The organism is Streptomyces sp. NPDC037271, assembly GCF_055603605.1.
Genome location: NZ_JBVJVN010000012.1, coordinates 54,770 through 70,596 on the forward strand (window position 1 = coordinate 54,770; position 15,827 = coordinate 70,596).

Consider the following 15,827-nt stretch of genomic DNA (forward strand, 5'->3'; position numbering starts at 1 on the left):
GCCCTCAAGGGGCGCGGGGAACTGCGCGACCAGCCACCCACCACCCGCAGCCGCCCGCCGGACAGAACCCCCCGAGCTCCCCCGCGGAGCCCGCGCGGAGCCCTACGCGAAGACCACCGTCCGCCGCCCGTTCAGCAGAATCCGCCGCTCGGCGTGCCACTTCACGGCCCGCGCCAGCGCCTGGCACTCCACGTCCCGCCCGACGGCGACCAGCTGGTCCGGCGTGACGTCGTGGCCGACCCGCTCGACCTCCTGCTCGATGATCGGCCCCTCGTCGAGGTCGGCCGTCACGTAGTGCGCGGTCGCGCCGATCAGCTTCACGCCCCGCGCGTGCGCCTGGTGGTACGGCTTCGCGCCCTTGAAGCTCGGCAGGAAGGAGTGGTGGATGTTGATGATCCGGCCGCTGAGCTGCTTGCACAGGTCGTCCGAGAGGACCTGCATGTAGCGGGCCAGCACGACGAGTTCGACGTTCTCCTCGCGCACGATCTCCAGGACCCGCGCCTCGGCCTGGGGCTTGGTGTCCTTCGTCACGGGGATGTGGTGGAAGGGGATGCCGTACGACCCCACGAGCTCGGCGAAGTCCGTGTGGTTGGACACCACGGCCGCGATCTCCACCGGCAGCGCGCCGGTCCGGGCCCGGAAGAGCAGGTCGTTCAGGCAGTGCCCGAACCTGCTGACCATGAGGACGATGCGCATCTTCTCGTCGGCCCGGTTGATCTGCCAGTCCATGTGGAAGGCGTCACCGATGGCCGTGAAGCTGGCGCGCAGCTTGTCCACCGTCACCGGGGCGTCGCCCGAGAAGTGGACACGCATGAAGAACAGTCCCGTGTCGTGGTCGCCGAACTGCTGGCTGTCCTCGATGTTGCAGCCGGTCATGAACAGGTAGCTCGACACGGCGTGCACGATGCCCTGCTTGTCGGGGCAGGACAGGGTGAGGACGTACTGGTCGGCGGGGGCGGCGGCCTGGGGGACGGCCGCGGAGGACTGCTCATTCATGCAGGACAGGGTCCCATATCCGGGCTCCCGGCCCGAGTGCCGTCCCGCCAGGCGGACCCGGGACGACGTCGTCGGACGGACCCGGGACGACGTCGTCAGGCGGAGCGGGTCAGCAGCCGCAGCAGATCGAGCGAGCGGGGCTCCGCCTCCGGGTCCTCGCCGTCACCGGTGGCCAGCCGCACATGCGCGTCCCGCGCCGCCCGTACCGCCTCCGGCCAGTCCGGGTGGTCGAGGTACGCGTTCACCGGCGCGTCCGGGCCCACCTGGTGCATGATGCGCAGTACCCGCAGTACGGCGCTGTCGACGAGCGCCGCCTCCTGCGAGTCGCGGAAGACCGTGCCCACGTACTTCTCGGCGGACCAGTGGTCCAGCCAGGTGTCCTCCACCAGCCGGTACACCGCGTCGGTGACGTCTCCGTAGCCGTCCACACCGGCCAGCCAGACGTTCCGCTGGAAGGCGGGGGCGGAGAGCATGTGCAGCGCGGAGCGCACCTGGCTGCGCCAGCGCCACCACGGCATGTCGTTGAGTGGCATACCGCCCATGGTGGAGGAGCGACGGCCGCGACGAGAGGAGTTCTCCGAATCTTGCACGGTCATCGATCGTACGTTCCCCTTCACCCGCACCTCACCGGCCCCCGCAATTCACCCCGGCGTCACCACACGTTGACCACAGGTCACTTCCAGGTTAGCCGTGTGACGGAATCGTGCGGGTACATGACCGGAAGGCGACGCACGCGCAGCAGCTTCCTCCGCGGCCTCCGTGGCCGCTCCCGGGCCGCCCGCACCGGCGCGCTGTCGGCGGGTGCACTGGTGGCGGCGTGTGCGTCGCTCACCACCGGCTGTGGGCTCGTCCCCGGTACCACGGGGGGTTCCGGGGACGACTCGATCACCGTCATGACCTGGGCGCCGCAGGACACGGGCGCGACCAACAAACCCGGCATGCCCGCCTTCGCGCAGGCCTACGCCCGCTGGATCAACGACCAGGGCGGCCTCGGCGGCCGTACGCTGAACGTCCTGACCTGCAACGACCACAACGACAGCGTGACCGCCGCGAAGTGCGCCCGCCGCGCCGTCAAGGAGGACGCGGTCGCCGTCGTCGGCTCCTACAGCCAGCACGCCGACGCCTTCCTGCCCGTACTGGAGGGCGCCGGCATCCCGTACATCGGCGGCTACGGCCTCACCAACCTGGAGTTCACCAGCCCGCTGTCCTACCCGGTCAACGGCGGTCAGCCCGCGCTGCTGGCCGGTCTCGGCAGCGCGCTCGCCGACTCCTGCGGGCCGGTCACGCTCGTCCGCCCCGACACCATCGTGGGTGACCAGCTGCCCACGCTGCTCGACTCGGGACTGACCTCGGGCGGCCACGGCCGGGCCCACGACCAGCGGGCGGCGGAGGACGCGACCGAGTACGACGGCCAGTCCGAGCGCGCGCTGGAACGGACGACCACCGACCCGGCGGAACCGGGGTGCGTGGTGCCCGTCCTCGGCGACCGCACCGGCACCTTCATGGACTCCTTCCGGCGGGCCCGCGAGGACTACCCCGACGTGCGGACCGCGACCGTGCTCGGCAGCGTCGACCAGTCCACGGTCAACGCGAGCGGCGGCGCGTCGGGGCCCTACGAGGGGGCCTACGTCACCGGCTGGTACCCGGCGGTGAGCGATCCGGCCTGGGACGGGATGAAGAAGGTGATCAAGGAGGAGGCGTTCGGTGACAACCGCGTCGACGCGGCCGACGCCGGGGTGCAGACCACCTGGATCGCGTACACCGTCCTCAAGGAGGTCGTCGAGGCGCTCGGCGACGGCGAGGTCAGCGCCCACACCGTCACCCGCGCCCTCGACGACGGACTGGAGGTCGGCACGGGCGGGCTCACGCCGCCGCTCCAGTGGAGGTTCCAGGGCAAGCTGGCCTCGGTCGGCTTCCCCCGCCTGGTCAACACGGAGGTCACCCTGCAGGTCGTCCGGCAGGGCCGCCTGGTCTCGGCCCGCGAGGGCGCCCTGGACACCACCCGCACCCTGCGGAACACCGACGTGACCTGAGCGAGCCGCCGGCCCGAGGGCGCCCGACGGCGCGTTGACCGGGCAGAGGCCGCCCGCCGGCGCCTTGCCCGGGCCGAGGCGACCCGGCCGGGTCACAGCTGGGTCGGCTGGCGCTGTGTCAGGCCGTACTGCTTGGCGATGGCGTTCCAGAGCCGGGCGGCCGTGGCCTTCTCCTTGCTCGCCGTGCCGCTCGCCCGGTTGCCGGCCTGGGTCTCGCTGGTCGTGCGGGCCTTGCCCTTCTTGCAGCCCTTCTTGCCGGCCGTCTGGTCGGCCCAGGCCGCGTAGTGGTTGTCGGCCGACGCCGAGGCCTGCCACGCCTTGGTGAGGGCGGTGGTCAGCTCGGCGTGCTGCGGCAGCTTGTCCACGGACAGCTGGGAGAGGCTGGTGACCAGCCCGGTGCGCTGCTTGGCGGCCTCGCGCAGGTCCTTGGCCGCCTGGGGCAGGTTGTCGCAGGACTTCACGTCGGCGACGGCGTTGATCACCGTGGTCCGGCCGGTGCCGCTGTGGGCCAGCAGCTTGTCCAGCTCGACGGCCTGCTGCCGGACCGGATCGACGGACGGCGACGCGGAGGCCGACGCGGACGCGGACTCGGACACCGGAGCCGTGGCGGACACGGTCTGGTTGCCGCCCTTGTCCTCCTCGCCACCGCCGCCGGCCATCATCGCGCCGGCGCCGACCCCGACGACGGCGATACCGACGCCCACCGCCGCGAACAGCGGCAGGCGCGACCCGGTCCGCCCGCCACCGCGGCCGCCCCGGCCGCCGCCGTCGTCGTACCCGCGCCGCCTGCCGCCGCCGCCCGGGCCCTGCGGGGCGTACGGGGAGGGGGCGCCGGGGCGCGGGGGCTGCGGCTCGTCGAAGCGGGGCATCTGCTGGGTGGACGAGGCCGGACCGTCGGCGCCCGGGGCGCCGCGGAAGAGGCTGTCGAACTCGGCGGGCGGCTGCCGCCCCTCCTCACCGCCGGGCGCGGCACCGAACGGGGCCGGGGCGGGGCCACCGGGCACGGGCGCGATGTACTGCGTGGCCTCGGCGTCGGGACCGGGAACGGGCGCGGCGGGTGAGGCGGGGGCGGCGGGCTGGTGTCCGGCCCCGGGCTGCCCGGGGTACTGCGGGGCCCGGCCGAGGAACTGCGTCGACTCCGCCTGCGTCGGCGCGGGTCTCTCCGGAGGCAGCGCTCCCGGTGCCACGGGGGGTATGTACTGCGTCGCGCCCTCGTCCGCGGGCAACCCCACGGGGGGCACGGGGGGTATGTACTGCGTCACGCCCTCGTCCGCGGGCATCCCGACCGGCGGCAGGTACTGGGTGGCGCCCTCGTCCACGGGCGGAAGAGGCGCGGACGGCTGGGACGCGTGCGAGTGGGACCCGTGCGGATGGGACGCGTGCGGATGGGACGCGTGCGGATGGGACGCGTGCGGATGGGACGCGTGCGGATGGGACGCGTGTGCGTGGGACGCGTGCGGCTGAGGCACGTCCGGCCGGCCGTGCTGCGCGTACGGCGGCTGGGAGCCGTAGGGGTGGTGGCCGTCGGCCGCCGGTCCGCCGTACGCCGGGGCCTGCGCGCCCTCCGGCGGCAGGGGGCCCGGTCCGGCCTGGGGCGGCAGGGCGCCGGGCGCCTGAGCCGGGCCGCTCTGCGCCGGCCAGGCGTGCGGAGCGGGCGGCTGGGCGGTCTGAGGGGATCCCCAGGGCTGGGCGCCGGGCGACGCGGGCCAGCCCTGGTCCGGGGGCGGGCTCTGCTGCTGCCCGGGACCCCACGGCTGGTCCCAGGCCTGTCCGCCGGGCGGCGCCGAGGTGGGCACGGGGCGTCCTGCCTGCGGGCCGGCGAGTCCGCCCGCCGGCCCCGGCAGCACGGGCTCGCCACCGTCCGAGGGCAGCACGATGCCTTCGTGCGCTTGCCGCGCCGAGGGCTCCTCGCCCTGTCCACTCTGCGTCACCGGGACTCCTACGAATGGGGGACCTTCGGAATCGTCGGCTCACGCTACCGGGTCCCCGGAGCCCACTGCCACGCAGCACCGGGCGACAACTCCTTCCCCGCGACCGCAGTAACAAAACCGGGCCGCGGCACGCTGTTTACGGCCTTTTCCGCTCACCACGCCGGTTCTTCCCGCCCGTTCCGCGTCCGCGGGACCGTTCTTTCACGCGGCGACCTGCAGGTCGAGCCGCGCCCCGAACTCCCTTACCACCGCTTCCTCCCGGTACGGTTCCAGCCGGGCCTGGAAGTCGTCCAGATACTCGGCGCCCCGGTTCGAGCGCAGCGTCTCGAGGAGTTCCACGGCCTTCGTCGCGGTGTTGCAGGCCTGCTCGATCTCGCGCTGCTGCACCTGCGCGGTGGCGAGCAGCACATGCCCGATGGCCCGCCTGCGCGCCCGCGACTCGGGGTGTCCGTCCAGGGACTGCCGCGCGTACCGGGCCGCCGCGTCGGCCTGCCCGAGGTCCCGGTGGCAGTGCGCCAACTCGTCGGCGAGATAGGCCTCGTCGAAGTGCGCGATCCACACCGGGTCGTCCCCGGAGTCCGGATCGGCCGTCTCCATCGCGCCGACCGCCCGGCCGGCCGCCTCATGGGCCGCCCGCACATCGCCGAGCAGCGCGTGGCCGCGGGCCTCGGCCGCGTGGAACATCGCCTCCGCGCGCGGTGTCACCCGTCCGCGCGCGCCCTCCTGAGCCGCGCGCGCCAACTGGGCGATCTCGCGCGGGTTCCCGAGCTGCGCGGCCAGGTGGCTCATGGACGCGGCGAGGACGTACCCGCCGTACCCGCGGTCCCCGGCCGCCTGTGCCAGCCGCAGCGACTGGATGTAGTACCGCTGGGCGAGGCCCGGTTGCCCGGTGTCGACGGCCATGTATCCGGCCAGTTCGGTCAGTCGGGCGACCGTGGCGAACAGGTCCCGGCCGACCGCCTCCCGGTAGGAACCCGACAGCAGCCCGGACACGACGCTGTTCAGGTAGTGCACGACCACCGGGCGCACGTGCCCGCTGCCGTACTGGTGGTCCAGGTCCACCAGCGCCTGCGTCGTCGCCCGCACCGCCGCCACGTCGGACTGGCCCACCCGCGGCCCGGCCGAGCGCGAGACCTGCGGGTCGGGGGCGGAAATCAGCCAGTCGCGGCTGGGTTCGACGAGCGCGGACGCGGCGACGGAGGAGCCCGACAGGAAGTCCCGGCGTCCCACGTCACTGCGCCACAGCTCGCAGACCTGCTCGATGGCCCCCAGTACCGTCGGCGAGAACTGGAGGCCGACGCCCGACGCGAGGTTCTTGCCGTTGGCCATGCCGATCTCGTCGATCGTGACCGTGCGGCCGAGCTTGCGTCCGAGCGCCTCGGCGATGATCGCCGGTGCCCGGCCGCGCGGTTGCTGTCCGCGCAGCCAGCGGGCCACCGACGTCTTGTCGTACCGCAGGTCGAGACCGTGCTCGACCCCACAGATGTTGACCCGGCGGGCGAGGCCCGCGTTCGAGCAGCCCGCTTCCTGAATGAGCGCCTGCAGCCGTTCGTTCGGCTGCCGCGCGACGAGAGGCCTTGCGGCCATGGCGTACCCCCATGCGGTCTCATGCGGTTCGATGCGGTCCCGGCGGACGAGAAGGTCCGGCCGTGAAGATCAATGCCCCGTCGATGTGCCGACAATGCGAGACTTGCGAAGTTTGCGAGGATTGCCGGGGTGTTGGTCGGTGCGCCCCCAGACGTGGCTACCCAGCTCCGCGGCGAATCCTCCTGCGCGCCCCCGCACATGCACCCATGCGCCCCGGATGCGGAATCGATGCTCCTCCCCGCGCGCGCAACCCCCCGTAACCCCCGGTGAGCGCGGGAGTTGAGTTCCACGTGGAAGAGACCATCCCCGGCACCGAAGCCGCTCAGATCCCCCAGCAGCGCGGTATGTCGCTGCTGGAGACCGCCGTACGCTATGCCGAGGAACGCCACTGGGACGTGTTTCCCGGCACCTGGCTGGAGGCCGGTGACGGGGTGCAGCGCTGCTCGTGCGCGGACCCGGCGTGCGCCGCCCCGGGCGCGCACCCGGCGCGCGAGGACTGGGTGACGCAGGCGACGGGCAGTGCGACCGTCGCCCGCCGGATGTGGCAGAAGCAGCCGACCGCGTCGATCCTGCTCCCCACCGGCCGTACGTTCGACGCCGTCGACGTGCCCGAGACGGCGGGGTTCCTGGCGCTGGCCCGGATGGAGCGGATGGAGCTGACGCTCGGGCCGGTGACGCTGACGCCGGACCGGCGGATGCGGTTCTTCGTCCTGCCGGGGGCCGCGGTGAAGATGCCGGATCTGGTGCGGCGGTTGGGGTGGTCGCCGTCGTCCCTCGACCTGGCCGCGCTGGGGGAAGGCACGTATGTGGCCGCGCCGCCCACCCGTTACGGGACGCGGGGGGCCGTGCAGTGGGTGTGCCGCCCCACGGCGGCGAATCGGTGGCTGCCGGACGTGGAGGAGTTGATCTCGGCGTTGGCGTACGCGTGCGGCAGGGATCGTTAGGGCCGGCTTGCCGTCTGCCGGGCCGCCGTCTCGTCTGCCGGGCCGCCTTGTCGTCTGCCGGGCCGCCTTGTCGTCTGCCGGGCCGCCTTGTCGTCTGCCGGGCCGCCTTGTCGTCTGCCGGGCCGCTGTCCGGTCGGCGGCCGCGGGTCCGCCGTGGTTGATCGCGCGGTGGATCGCGCGGTTCCCCGCGCCCCTCGCGTGCGCTTTCCCCCGTAGGGTCTGAATCCGACGGAGGGAGACGTGGTGAGCGCGAACGCCGTGCGTGTGCAAGGGCTCTGGAAGCGGTTCGGGCAGCAGGTCGCCGTGGGCGGGATCGACCTCGAGCTGCCCGCGGGAAAGTTCATCGGCCTCGTCGGGCCGAACGGGGCCGGGAAGACCACCACCCTGTCCATGGTGACCGGGCTGCTCCGGCCGGACCAGGGGTCGGTCGAGGTCGTCGGGCGCGACGTGTGGCGCGATCCGGCCGAGGTGAAGGCCAGGATCGGGGTGCTGCCCGAGGGGCTGCGGCTGTTCGAGCGGCTGTCGGGGCGGGAACTGCTCGCCTACACGGGGCGGTTGCGGGGGCTTCCGGGGGCGGAGGTCGACAAGCGGGCCACGCAGCTGCTCGACGTGCTGGACCTGTCCGGGGCCCAGCACAAGCTGGTCGTCGACTACTCGACCGGCATGCGGAAGAAGACCGGGCTGGCGGCCGCACTGCTGCACAACCCGGAAGTGCTGTTCCTGGACGAGCCGTTCGAGGGCGTGGACCCCGTCTCCGCGCAGACGATCCGGGGCGTGCTGGAGCGCTACACCGCCTCGGGGGCCACCGTCGTCTTCTCCTCCCACGTCATGGAGCTGGTGGAGTCGCTGTGCGACTGGGTGGCCGTCATGGCCGCCGGCCGCATCCGCGCCACCGGCACCCTGGCCGAGGTGCGTGGCGAGGCTGCCTCGTTGCAGCAGGCGTTCCTCGAACTCGTCGGTGCCGGGGGCCGGGACACGGGCTCCGACCTGGACTGGCTGGGCGGCGGGTCCCGATGAGCGCGGAGGCCGCACCCTTCGGCTCCGGCACTCCGGGCACACCCGGCACGCCGGACGCGTCCGCCACGTCCGCCGCGTCCGCCGCGCCCCTCACGTCCGTCTTCGTGCGGCTGAAGCTGTCCCTGCTGCGCAACGGCCTGCGGCAGTCCGGCGGACGGCGGGCCGCCTACGTCGCGTCGGCCGTCGTCGTGCTGCTCTTCGCCGCGCTCCAGCTGATCGGCCTGGTCGCGCTGCGCGGACACGCGCACGTGGACTCCCTCGTCGTCCTGCTGGCGGCGGTGCTGGGCCTCGGCTGGGCGGTGATGCCGCTGTTCTTCCCGGGTGGGGACGAGACCCTCGACCCCACCCGGCTGGTGATGCTGCCGCTGCGGCCCCGCCCGCTGGTCCGGGCCCTGCTCACGGCCTCGCTGGTGGGCATCGGGCCGCTGTTCACGCTGTGCATGTTCGCCGGTTCCGTGGTCGCGGTCGCGCACGGCGGGGCGGCGTACGCCGTCGGCGTCGTCGGCGCGATCCTCGCGCTGATGGTGTGCGTGACGCTCGCGCGGGCCGTCGCCGCCGCCAACGTACGGCTGCTGACCAGCCGCAAGGGCCGCGACCTGGCGGTACTGAGCGGACTGGTCGTCGCGGTCGGCGCGCAGCTCGTCAACTTCGGCGCGCAGCGGCTGGGCTCGTCGGGGCTGGAGCAGCTCGACCCGGCGGCCGGCGTGCTGCGCTGGGTGCCGCCCGCGTCGGCGATCGGCGCGATGGACGCGGCGAGCGAGGGCTCGTACGGTGTCGCGTTCGGCCAGCTGGCGGTGACCGCGGCGGCCCTCGTCCTGCTGCTGTGGGTGTGGGAGCGGCATCTGACGCGGCTGATGACCACGCCGGACGGATCGACGCTGCGGAGCGACACGCGCCCGGTGCGCGAGCGCGGCTCGTCGGGACTCGCCCGGCTGCTGCCCGCGGGCCGCACGGGTACGACGATGGAACGCACCCTGCGCTACGTGTGGCGCGACCCGAAGACCAAGGCGGCGTGGGTGACGTCGCTGGCCATCGGCCTGATCGTGCCGGTGTTCAACGCCTGGCAGGGCACCGGCTCGGTGTACTTCGCGTGCTTCGCCGCCGGGATGCTCGGCATCCAGATGTACAACCAGTTCGGGCAGGACACGTCGGCGTTCTGGATGGTCGCGATGACGATCTCGTCGACGCGGGACGCGTACGTCGAGCTGCGGGCCCGTGCGCTGGCCCTGCTGCTGATCACCCTGCCGTACGCCACCCTCGTCACGGTCCTGACCACGGCGATCCTCGACGACTGGCGGACGCTGCCCGAGGCCCTGGGCCTGTCCTTCGCCCTGCTGGGCGCGATGCTGGCGACCGGCGCGTGGACCTCGGCGCGCTTCCCGTACTCCATCCCGCAGGAGGGGTACAAGAACGTCGCGCCCGGTCAGGTCGGACTCGCCTGGATCTCGATCCTCGGCGGCATGGCCGGCGCGGCCCTGCTGTGCGCTCCCGTGATCGCGCTGACGCTCTGGCTGAACCTCAGCGGGGGCGGCGACGCGTCGAGCCTGCTGCTGCTGCCGGTGGGCGCGGCGTACGGCGCGGCGCTGACGCTGCTCGGCCTGCGGCTGGCCGCACCCCGCACGGCGGGGCGGCTGCCGGAGATCCTCACGGCGGTCAGCAAGGGGTGACGGGCCGCCGGGGAGGGCCTGCGGCGGCCGACGGCCGACGACCGGCGGCAGGGGACCGACGACCGGCAGCAAGGGACCGGCCGCCGAAGAGCCGGCGGCAGCCGGTGAAGCGGCACCGGCCACCTGGGAGAACCGGCGGTGACCGGCAAAGGGGACCCGGCCGCCAAGGAAGGCCGTCGGCGACCGGCGAGGGGGCCGGCGGTGGCCTGCAAAGAGGACCCGGCCGCCAAGGAGAACCGACGGCAACCGGCAAAGGCGACCCGGCCGCCAAGGAGGCCCGACGGCAACCGGCAAAGGCGACCCGGCCGCCAAGGAGGCCGCCCGTGGTCAGCTTTCCCGGAGGCTGTCCAGGAAGGGCTCGATGGCCGCCCGCCACGCCTCCGGCTGGTCGTAGTGGACGAGGTGGCCGGCGTCGGCGACCTCCGCGTACTGGCCGTGCGGCAGCACACGGACCATCTCCTGGGCCTCGGCGCGGCCCAGCTCGCCGTCGAGGCCGCGGACGACCAGGGTCGGGCAGCGGACCTGGGCCAGCTCCTCCCAGTGGGCGTCGTAGATCCAGGTCTCGCGGGACCGGAGCATCTGCTCCGGCTCGAAGACGGGCCGCCAGCCGTCCGCGGACTCGGCCATCACCTCGGCGTAGAAATCGCCCCGGGCCGGATTCGGGCGCTCCACCCACGGGTCGTCCTCGCCGAACCACTTGCGTACGTCGGCGAGCGTGGCGAAGGGGACCGGCCAGGCGCGGAACCACTCGGTCCAGGTGTGCTGCGAGGCGGCGCCGAGCGCGGAGGCCCGCATGTCGCAGATGATCAGGCCGCGGACCAGGTCAGGGCGTTTGGCGGCGAGCTGCCAGGCGGTCAGCGCGCCCATGGCGTGGCCGATCAGGACGGCCGGGCCGAGGCCGAGCTGTTCCAGGGCGGCCTCGACGTCCTCGATGTAGGCCTCCCGGGTGTAGGCCGCCCGCGGGGGCTTGTCGCTGCGGCCGTGGCCGCGCTGGTCGAGGGCGACGGCCCGGTGGCGGGCGGAGAGCCAGCGGGCCGTGGGGGCCCAGTGCGAGGCGCGGCCCATCAGACCGTGCAGTAACAGCACGCCCGGGAGGTCACCGGCCTTGCCGTGCGTCCCTGCCCGTGTCCCGTCATGCGTCCGGTCGGTTTTGGGAGGGTCGCCGAACTCCCAGGCCGCGAGGCGTACGCCGCCCGCGCCGGTCACGTCGATGCGCCGCGCCATAGGTTGGCACCCCCAAGCTCCGCTCGGACCGCTCGCCCCTCACGAGTCGGCCGGTCCTGTGAACCGTGTCCTGCCTGCCGTACCTGCCGTACCTCGTCGTTCCTGCCGCCGTGCCCGCCGCCGGGTCAACGGCCCTTCGACGTCCGCAGAGTATCGAATACTCATTCGAAACTGCTGCCTCGGCGGGCAACACCCCTCATTCGAGTGACACCCTTCAGGGATTGATCGCCGTCGCCGGGGGGAGATCTTCATCGGGAGGCGGACCGCTCGGGGAAAACGGTCCGAGGGGATTGACCCTGAGAGCTCGGGGCTCCGGGTCAGCACAGGGGAGGACAGGCCCCGGCGCCACACGGCGCCGGGGCCCTCTCGATCTCTCCGGCAACGCCCTCCCCCTCTCCGACCGGCGACATCGCTGTCACGCCACCGCGGCCAAGCGGCCAAGAGCCCCTTACGTCATATGCCTCACACCACAGCCTTGCACGCGAAGCGTCCGGACGCTGCTGTTCGGCTCACTGAACCCGGAATCGGCGCGATCGCGCGGTGCCGCGCGGTCCCCCGGGTGGTGGGACGCCGCCGCTCCCCCGACCGCCGCTCAGCGCTTGGCGACGAACACGTGGGAGGCGACGTCCGACTCCAGCTCGGCCGCCTCGCCGCCGCTGCCCACGAGCACACCGCCCGCCGACTCCGTCACGCTCACCACCGAGCCGGGCTGCACACCCGCCCGGCGCAGCGTGTACATCAGCTGCGCGTCCGTCTGGATCGGCTCGCCGATGCGGCGCACGACGACCGTCTTGCCCTCGAGACCGGGGTCCAGGTCGGCGAGCGACACCATGCCCTCGTCCAGGAACGGATCGGCGCCGTCCGTCTCACCCAGCTCCTCCAGGCCCGGGATCGGGTTGCCGTACGGCGACTCGGTCGGGTGCCGCAGCAGCTCCAGCACGCGGCGCTCGACGGCCTCGCTCATCACGTGCTCCCAGCGGCACGCCTCGGCGTGCACCTGCTCCCACTCCAGCCCGATCACGTCGACGAGCAGGCACTCCGCGAGCCGGTGCTTGCGCATCACGCGGGTGGCCAGCCGACGGCCCTCCTCCGTCAGCTCCAGATGCCGGTCGGCCGCCACGGACACCAGTCCGTCGCGCTCCATCCGCGCCACCGTCTGGCTGACCGTCGGACCGCTCTGATCGAGCCGTTCGGCGATCCGGGCGCGCATCGGGACCACACCTTCCTCCTCCAGCTCGAGGATGGTGCGGAGATACATCTCCGTGGTGTCGATCAGTCCGGACATACGTGCCCCTTGATGAGATTGCCGGAGGCTACGGCCCACCGGCGCGTGCGCTGGCCCTGTGTTCAATTCTGACGCATACCACCGACAACCGTGCCTCGCCGCGGAAACCCGGGCCCGTGCGGCCCACCCCGCCGTATTGACACCGCACTGGTCCAGACCGCACGGTGATCCGCGACGCAGCCACAGCCGCCACACCGAAGGGGCCCCGCATGAGCGACCGCAAGCCGGCCGGCCAGTTCATCGACGCGGCGATCGACCTCCTGCGACGCGTCCGCGACGAGGAGGCCGACACCATCGAGGCGGCCGGCACACTGCTCGCCGACACCGTGCGGAACGGCGGCCGGCTCTTCGCCTTCGGCGCCGGTCACTCCTCCCTCGCCGCCCAGGACGTCGTCTACCGCGCCGGCGGACTCGCCCTGATGAACCTGCTCGCCGTGCCCGGCGTCGTCGGCGTCGACGTGATGCCGGCCACGCTCGGCTCCGCGCTGGAACGCGTGGACGGTCTCGCGAGCGCCGTACTCGACTCCTCGCCGCTCCGCGAGGGCGACGCGCTGGTGATCATCTCCCTCTCCGGGCGCAACGCCCTGCCCGTGGAAATGGCCGTGAACGCCCGCGCGCTCGGCGTGCGGGTCATCGGTGTGACCTCGGTGGCGTACGCCTCCGAGACCAGGTCGCGGCACGCCTCCGGCACCTTCCTCAAGGACCACTGCGACATCGTGCTGGACTCCAAGATCGCCGTCGGCGACGCGGAACTCACCCTCGACACCGTCCCGGCGCCCTTCGCCCCCGCCTCCACGGTCGTCACCAGCGCCCTCCTCCAGGCCGTGATGGCCACGGCGGCCGCCGCCCTCGCCGACCGCGGCATCGAACCGCCGCTGCTGCGCTCGGGCAACGTGGACGGCGGCCACGAATGGAACGGGCGGGTCATGGAGCAGTACGGGGACCGGATCTTCTACCGCCACTGAGACCGGGGCGGGCGGACGCGATCGCCACCGCTGGGACCGGGGGCGGACGCGATCGCCCGGCACCGCCCGCCGGCGCCCCGCTACCGCTTCTCGACCGCGCCGGCCAGATCCAGGGCCGTCGCGATCCGGACCGCCACGTCCTCGGCGTACATCGCGTCGGACCTCTCGAACGCGCTCCGCCCCGAGCCCCGCAGGAACGTCACGACGCCCAGCGTCCGGCCCCGGCTGCGCAGCACGGCGCACAGGCCGTGCACCGTGTCCGCCGGCCACTGCCTAGCCGCGGCCCACTCACGCACCCGCTCCGCCGGCAGCTCCCGGACACCGGCACTGGCCCGCACCGAACCCGCCCGCTCCACGCACTGCACCGCCGGATGCCCCTCGCCGTAGCGCACCGGCATCCCGGCCGTCCCGGCCGGCAGGCTCGGCCCCGGCGCGCCGGACGGCGTGGCCGCGACCCGCACCAGCCGGACCGGCTCCGCCGCGTCGGTGTCGGCCACCGCCCCGCCCACGACCCGGTCGATCAGGGCGTGGTCGGCGAACCCGGCGAGCGCGAAGTCGAGGTGGACGACCGCCGCCTCCGCCGGGTCCTCGCACTCGGCCGCCGCCCGCGCCGCGCGGTGCAGCTGGTTGGCCCGGAACCGCAGCAGCGACGCCTCCTGCTCACCCTGCTTCGACTCCGTGACGTCCTGGAACAGCCAGCCGACGCCCAACGGCACCGGCTCCTCCGCGAGCGGCGACGCCAGCCGCACGAACCCGCTGCGCCAGCACCGGCGCCGCTCCCCCTCCGGAGACCGCACGCTCACCCACACCTCGGCGGGCGCGGGCGGCGCGCCCTCCGCCAGCACATGCGTCAGCGCGTTCTCCAGCTCCTCCACACCCTGGGCGAGCAGATCGCCGAGCGGGCGGCCCAGTACGGACGTGCGCCCGGTACCCAGCGCCCGCGCCGCGTGGGCGTTCACGACGGCGGGACGCAGATCCACGTCCACCAGCACGACGCCCCAGCTCGCGTCCTCCAGCAGGGCCTCGCTCAGCGCGATGGACCGCTCCAGGTCGATCTGCGCGTGCACCTCGCTGAACGCGCAGTACACCCCCGCGGGCCGGCCGTCGGGACCGCGTACGGCCGCGGACTGGGTGCGTACCAGCACCCGCCCGCCGTCCTTGGTCAGCAGCGCGAACTCGTGCACCTGCCGTCCCGGGGCCCGCATCACGGACAGCAGCCGCTCCTCGACCTCCCCGGCGTCCGCCCTGCGCACGGCCCATCCGGCGAAGCCCTGCCGCCCGACGGCCTCGGCCGCGGTCCAGCCGAGGATCCGCTCCGCCTCGCGGTTCCAGTGCGTGACGACACCGTCCGCGTCGAACGCGCACAGCGCGGCGTCCATCCCGTCGAGCAGCGCGGCCAACAGGTCCGCGCCGTCCCGCTCGGGCTGTGCCGGCTCGTCCGGTCCCAGCTCGTCGGTGGTCCCTCTACGCCGGGAAGCACTCACCTGGACCCCCTGCAGGCTGCGTCCGCCGCACCGTACGCCGGTTCGCTCACTGGCCATCACTGGCCTTCATTCAACTCGAACGTGATGCAGCACACATCTAGTTCCCGCAAGATTGCGGAAATCGTTGTGCTGCGGAAACTCGGCATACGCCCCCGTCATGAGGGGTGCGGTGCGAGCCGCGGCCCGCTCCTTCCTCCCCCTCGGGCGGACGCACGGTGGGGCAGCCGACGAGCGCGTCACCGGGGCAGGCGTTCTCCGGCCGGTGCCGCCCGCCGCGCGTACACCTCGATCTCGATCCGCATCCGCTCGTCGGCGAGCCCGCACACCATCATGGTCGCCGCGGGCCGCACGTCCCCGAACGCCCGTCGCAGCACGGGCCAGCACGGCTCGAAGTCCTCCCGCGCGGGCAGCAGGTACCGCACCCGCACCACGTCGGCGAAGCCGCACCCCGCCTCGGCCAGCGCCGCCCCGATGTTCCGCAGACACTGCTCGGCCTGCTCCACCACGCCCTCGGCGATGGTCATCGACGCGTAGTCGAACCCGGTCGTCCCGGACACGTGCACCCAGTCCCCGTCGACGACGGCCCGGGCGTACCCGATTCGCTCCTCGAAGGTCGAACCGCTGATGATCGCCCGCCGGACCGGCGGCTCCCCCTGTCGCTTCGTCATGGGCGGAACGGTAGGTGACCAGCGAA

At 73.4% G+C, this 15,827-nt stretch carries 13 protein-coding genes; 5 read left to right on the forward strand and 8 right to left on the reverse strand.

The window, feature by feature from the left end:
• Nucleotides 1-102: 102 nt before the first annotated feature.
• Together purU and ACZ7G3_RS21200 are read right to left on the reverse strand one after the other, a co-directional pair.
• A complete protein-coding gene (purU, locus tag ACZ7G3_RS21195) occupies nucleotides 103-996 on the reverse strand; it encodes a formyltetrahydrofolate deformylase (protein WP_426596749.1) in 894 nt (297 codons plus the stop codon).
• Nucleotides 997-1,091: 95 nt separating this feature from the next.
• Nucleotides 1,092-1,592: an SCO4402 family protein gene (locus tag ACZ7G3_RS21200; protein WP_426596750.1), complete on the reverse strand. Its 501-nt coding sequence runs from the start codon at nucleotides 1,590-1,592 to the stop codon at nucleotides 1,092-1,094.
• 117 nt (nucleotides 1,593-1,709) lie between these two features.
• Here ACZ7G3_RS21200 and ACZ7G3_RS21205 point away from each other — a divergent pair, with 117 nt between their 5' ends.
• Complete coding sequence (locus ACZ7G3_RS21205) at nucleotides 1,710-3,029, forward strand: ABC transporter substrate-binding protein (protein ID WP_470927488.1); 1,320 nt, start codon at nucleotides 1,710-1,712, stop codon at nucleotides 3,027-3,029.
• 92 nt (nucleotides 3,030-3,121) lie between these two features.
• On the opposite strand, the gene ACZ7G3_RS21210 is transcribed toward ACZ7G3_RS21205, so the two are convergent.
• Entirely contained in the window at nucleotides 3,122-4,960 is a 1,839-nt protein-coding gene (locus tag ACZ7G3_RS21210; protein WP_470927489.1) for a hypothetical protein, read from the reverse strand.
• A gap of 201 nt (nucleotides 4,961-5,161) precedes the next feature.
• Complete coding sequence (locus ACZ7G3_RS21215; protein WP_470927491.1) at nucleotides 5,162-6,547, reverse strand: transcriptional regulator; 1,386 nt, start codon at nucleotides 6,545-6,547, stop codon at nucleotides 5,162-5,164.
• A 290-nt stretch (nucleotides 6,548-6,837) separates the two neighbouring features.
• Here ACZ7G3_RS21215 and ACZ7G3_RS21220 point away from each other — a divergent pair, with 290 nt between their 5' ends.
• The 3 genes from ACZ7G3_RS21220 to ACZ7G3_RS21230 all read left to right on the forward strand — a co-directional run bounded on the left by ACZ7G3_RS21220 (nucleotide 6,838) and on the right by ACZ7G3_RS21230 (nucleotide 10,175).
• Entirely contained in the window at nucleotides 6,838-7,491 is a 654-nt protein-coding gene (locus tag ACZ7G3_RS21220) for a bifunctional DNA primase/polymerase (protein ID WP_426596754.1), read from the forward strand.
• Nucleotides 7,492-7,731: 240 nt separating this feature from the next.
• Nucleotides 7,732-8,508 (forward strand): ABC transporter ATP-binding protein, encoded by a 777-nt coding sequence (locus tag ACZ7G3_RS21225; RefSeq protein WP_470927493.1) that lies wholly within the window; start codon nucleotides 7,732-7,734, stop codon nucleotides 8,506-8,508.
• Entirely contained in the window at nucleotides 8,505-10,175 is a 1,671-nt protein-coding gene (locus tag ACZ7G3_RS21230) for a transporter (protein ID WP_470927495.1), read from the forward strand. Before ACZ7G3_RS21225 ends, ACZ7G3_RS21230 begins: the two co-directional genes overlap by 4 nt.
• Nucleotides 10,176-10,502: 327 nt before the next feature.
• Here the strand turns inward: ACZ7G3_RS21230 and ACZ7G3_RS21235 are convergent, their stop codons facing one another.
• Together ACZ7G3_RS21235 and ACZ7G3_RS21240 are read right to left on the reverse strand one after the other, a co-directional pair.
• Nucleotides 10,503-11,399: an alpha/beta fold hydrolase gene (locus ACZ7G3_RS21235; protein WP_470927497.1), complete on the reverse strand. Its 897-nt coding sequence runs from the start codon at nucleotides 11,397-11,399 to the stop codon at nucleotides 10,503-10,505.
• A 592-nt stretch (nucleotides 11,400-11,991) separates the two neighbouring features.
• A complete protein-coding gene (locus tag ACZ7G3_RS21240) occupies nucleotides 11,992-12,684 on the reverse strand; it encodes a metal-dependent transcriptional regulator (protein WP_279565498.1) in 693 nt (230 codons plus the stop codon).
• 209 nt (nucleotides 12,685-12,893) lie between these two features.
• Here ACZ7G3_RS21240 and ACZ7G3_RS21245 point away from each other — a divergent pair, with 209 nt between their 5' ends.
• The gene (locus ACZ7G3_RS21245) at nucleotides 12,894-13,649 is read left to right on the forward strand and encodes an SIS domain-containing protein (protein ID WP_426596758.1); all 756 of its coding nucleotides are present in this window, start codon (nucleotides 12,894-12,896) and stop codon (nucleotides 13,647-13,649) included.
• An 80-nt stretch (nucleotides 13,650-13,729) separates the two neighbouring features.
• On the opposite strand, the gene ACZ7G3_RS21250 is transcribed toward ACZ7G3_RS21245, so the two are convergent.
• Both ACZ7G3_RS21250 and ACZ7G3_RS21255 read right to left on the reverse strand, forming a co-directional pair.
• Nucleotides 13,730-15,190 (reverse strand): PAS domain-containing protein, encoded by a 1,461-nt coding sequence (locus tag ACZ7G3_RS21250; protein WP_470927499.1) that lies wholly within the window; start codon nucleotides 15,188-15,190, stop codon nucleotides 13,730-13,732.
• A gap of 179 nt (nucleotides 15,191-15,369) precedes the next feature.
• Nucleotides 15,370-15,801, reverse strand: a complete 432-nt coding sequence (locus ACZ7G3_RS21255; protein WP_470927501.1) for a RidA family protein — start codon at nucleotides 15,799-15,801, stop codon at nucleotides 15,370-15,372.
• Nucleotides 15,802-15,827 lie beyond the last annotated feature (26 nt).

Excerpts from the sequence above, each read along its gene's own strand:
- ACZ7G3_RS21250 (WP_470927499.1), bottom strand. The coding sequence starts at position 15,190 with ATGGCCAGTGAGCGAACCGGCGTACGGTGCGGCGGACGCAGCCTGCAG.
- ACZ7G3_RS21230 (WP_470927495.1), top strand. The coding sequence starts at position 8,505 with ATGAGCGCGGAGGCCGCACCCTTCGGCTCCGGCACTCCGGGCACACCC.
- ACZ7G3_RS21235 (WP_470927497.1), bottom strand. The coding sequence starts at position 11,399 with ATGGCGCGGCGCATCGACGTGACCGGCGCGGGCGGCGTACGCCTCGCG.
- ACZ7G3_RS21240 (WP_279565498.1), bottom strand. The coding sequence starts at position 12,684 with ATGTCCGGACTGATCGACACCACGGAGATGTATCTCCGCACCATCCTC.
- ACZ7G3_RS21200 (WP_426596750.1), bottom strand. The coding sequence starts at position 1,592 with ATGACCGTGCAAGATTCGGAGAACTCCTCTCGTCGCGGCCGTCGCTCC.
- ACZ7G3_RS21205 (WP_470927488.1), top strand. The coding sequence starts at position 1,710 with ATGACCGGAAGGCGACGCACGCGCAGCAGCTTCCTCCGCGGCCTCCGT.
- ACZ7G3_RS21255 (WP_470927501.1), bottom strand. The coding sequence starts at position 15,801 with ATGACGAAGCGACAGGGGGAGCCGCCGGTCCGGCGGGCGATCATCAGC.
- ACZ7G3_RS21215 (WP_470927491.1), bottom strand. The coding sequence starts at position 6,547 with ATGGCCGCAAGGCCTCTCGTCGCGCGGCAGCCGAACGAACGGCTGCAG.
- purU (WP_426596749.1), bottom strand. The coding sequence starts at position 996 with ATGAATGAGCAGTCCTCCGCGGCCGTCCCCCAGGCCGCCGCCCCCGCC.
- ACZ7G3_RS21245 (WP_426596758.1), top strand. The coding sequence starts at position 12,894 with ATGAGCGACCGCAAGCCGGCCGGCCAGTTCATCGACGCGGCGATCGAC.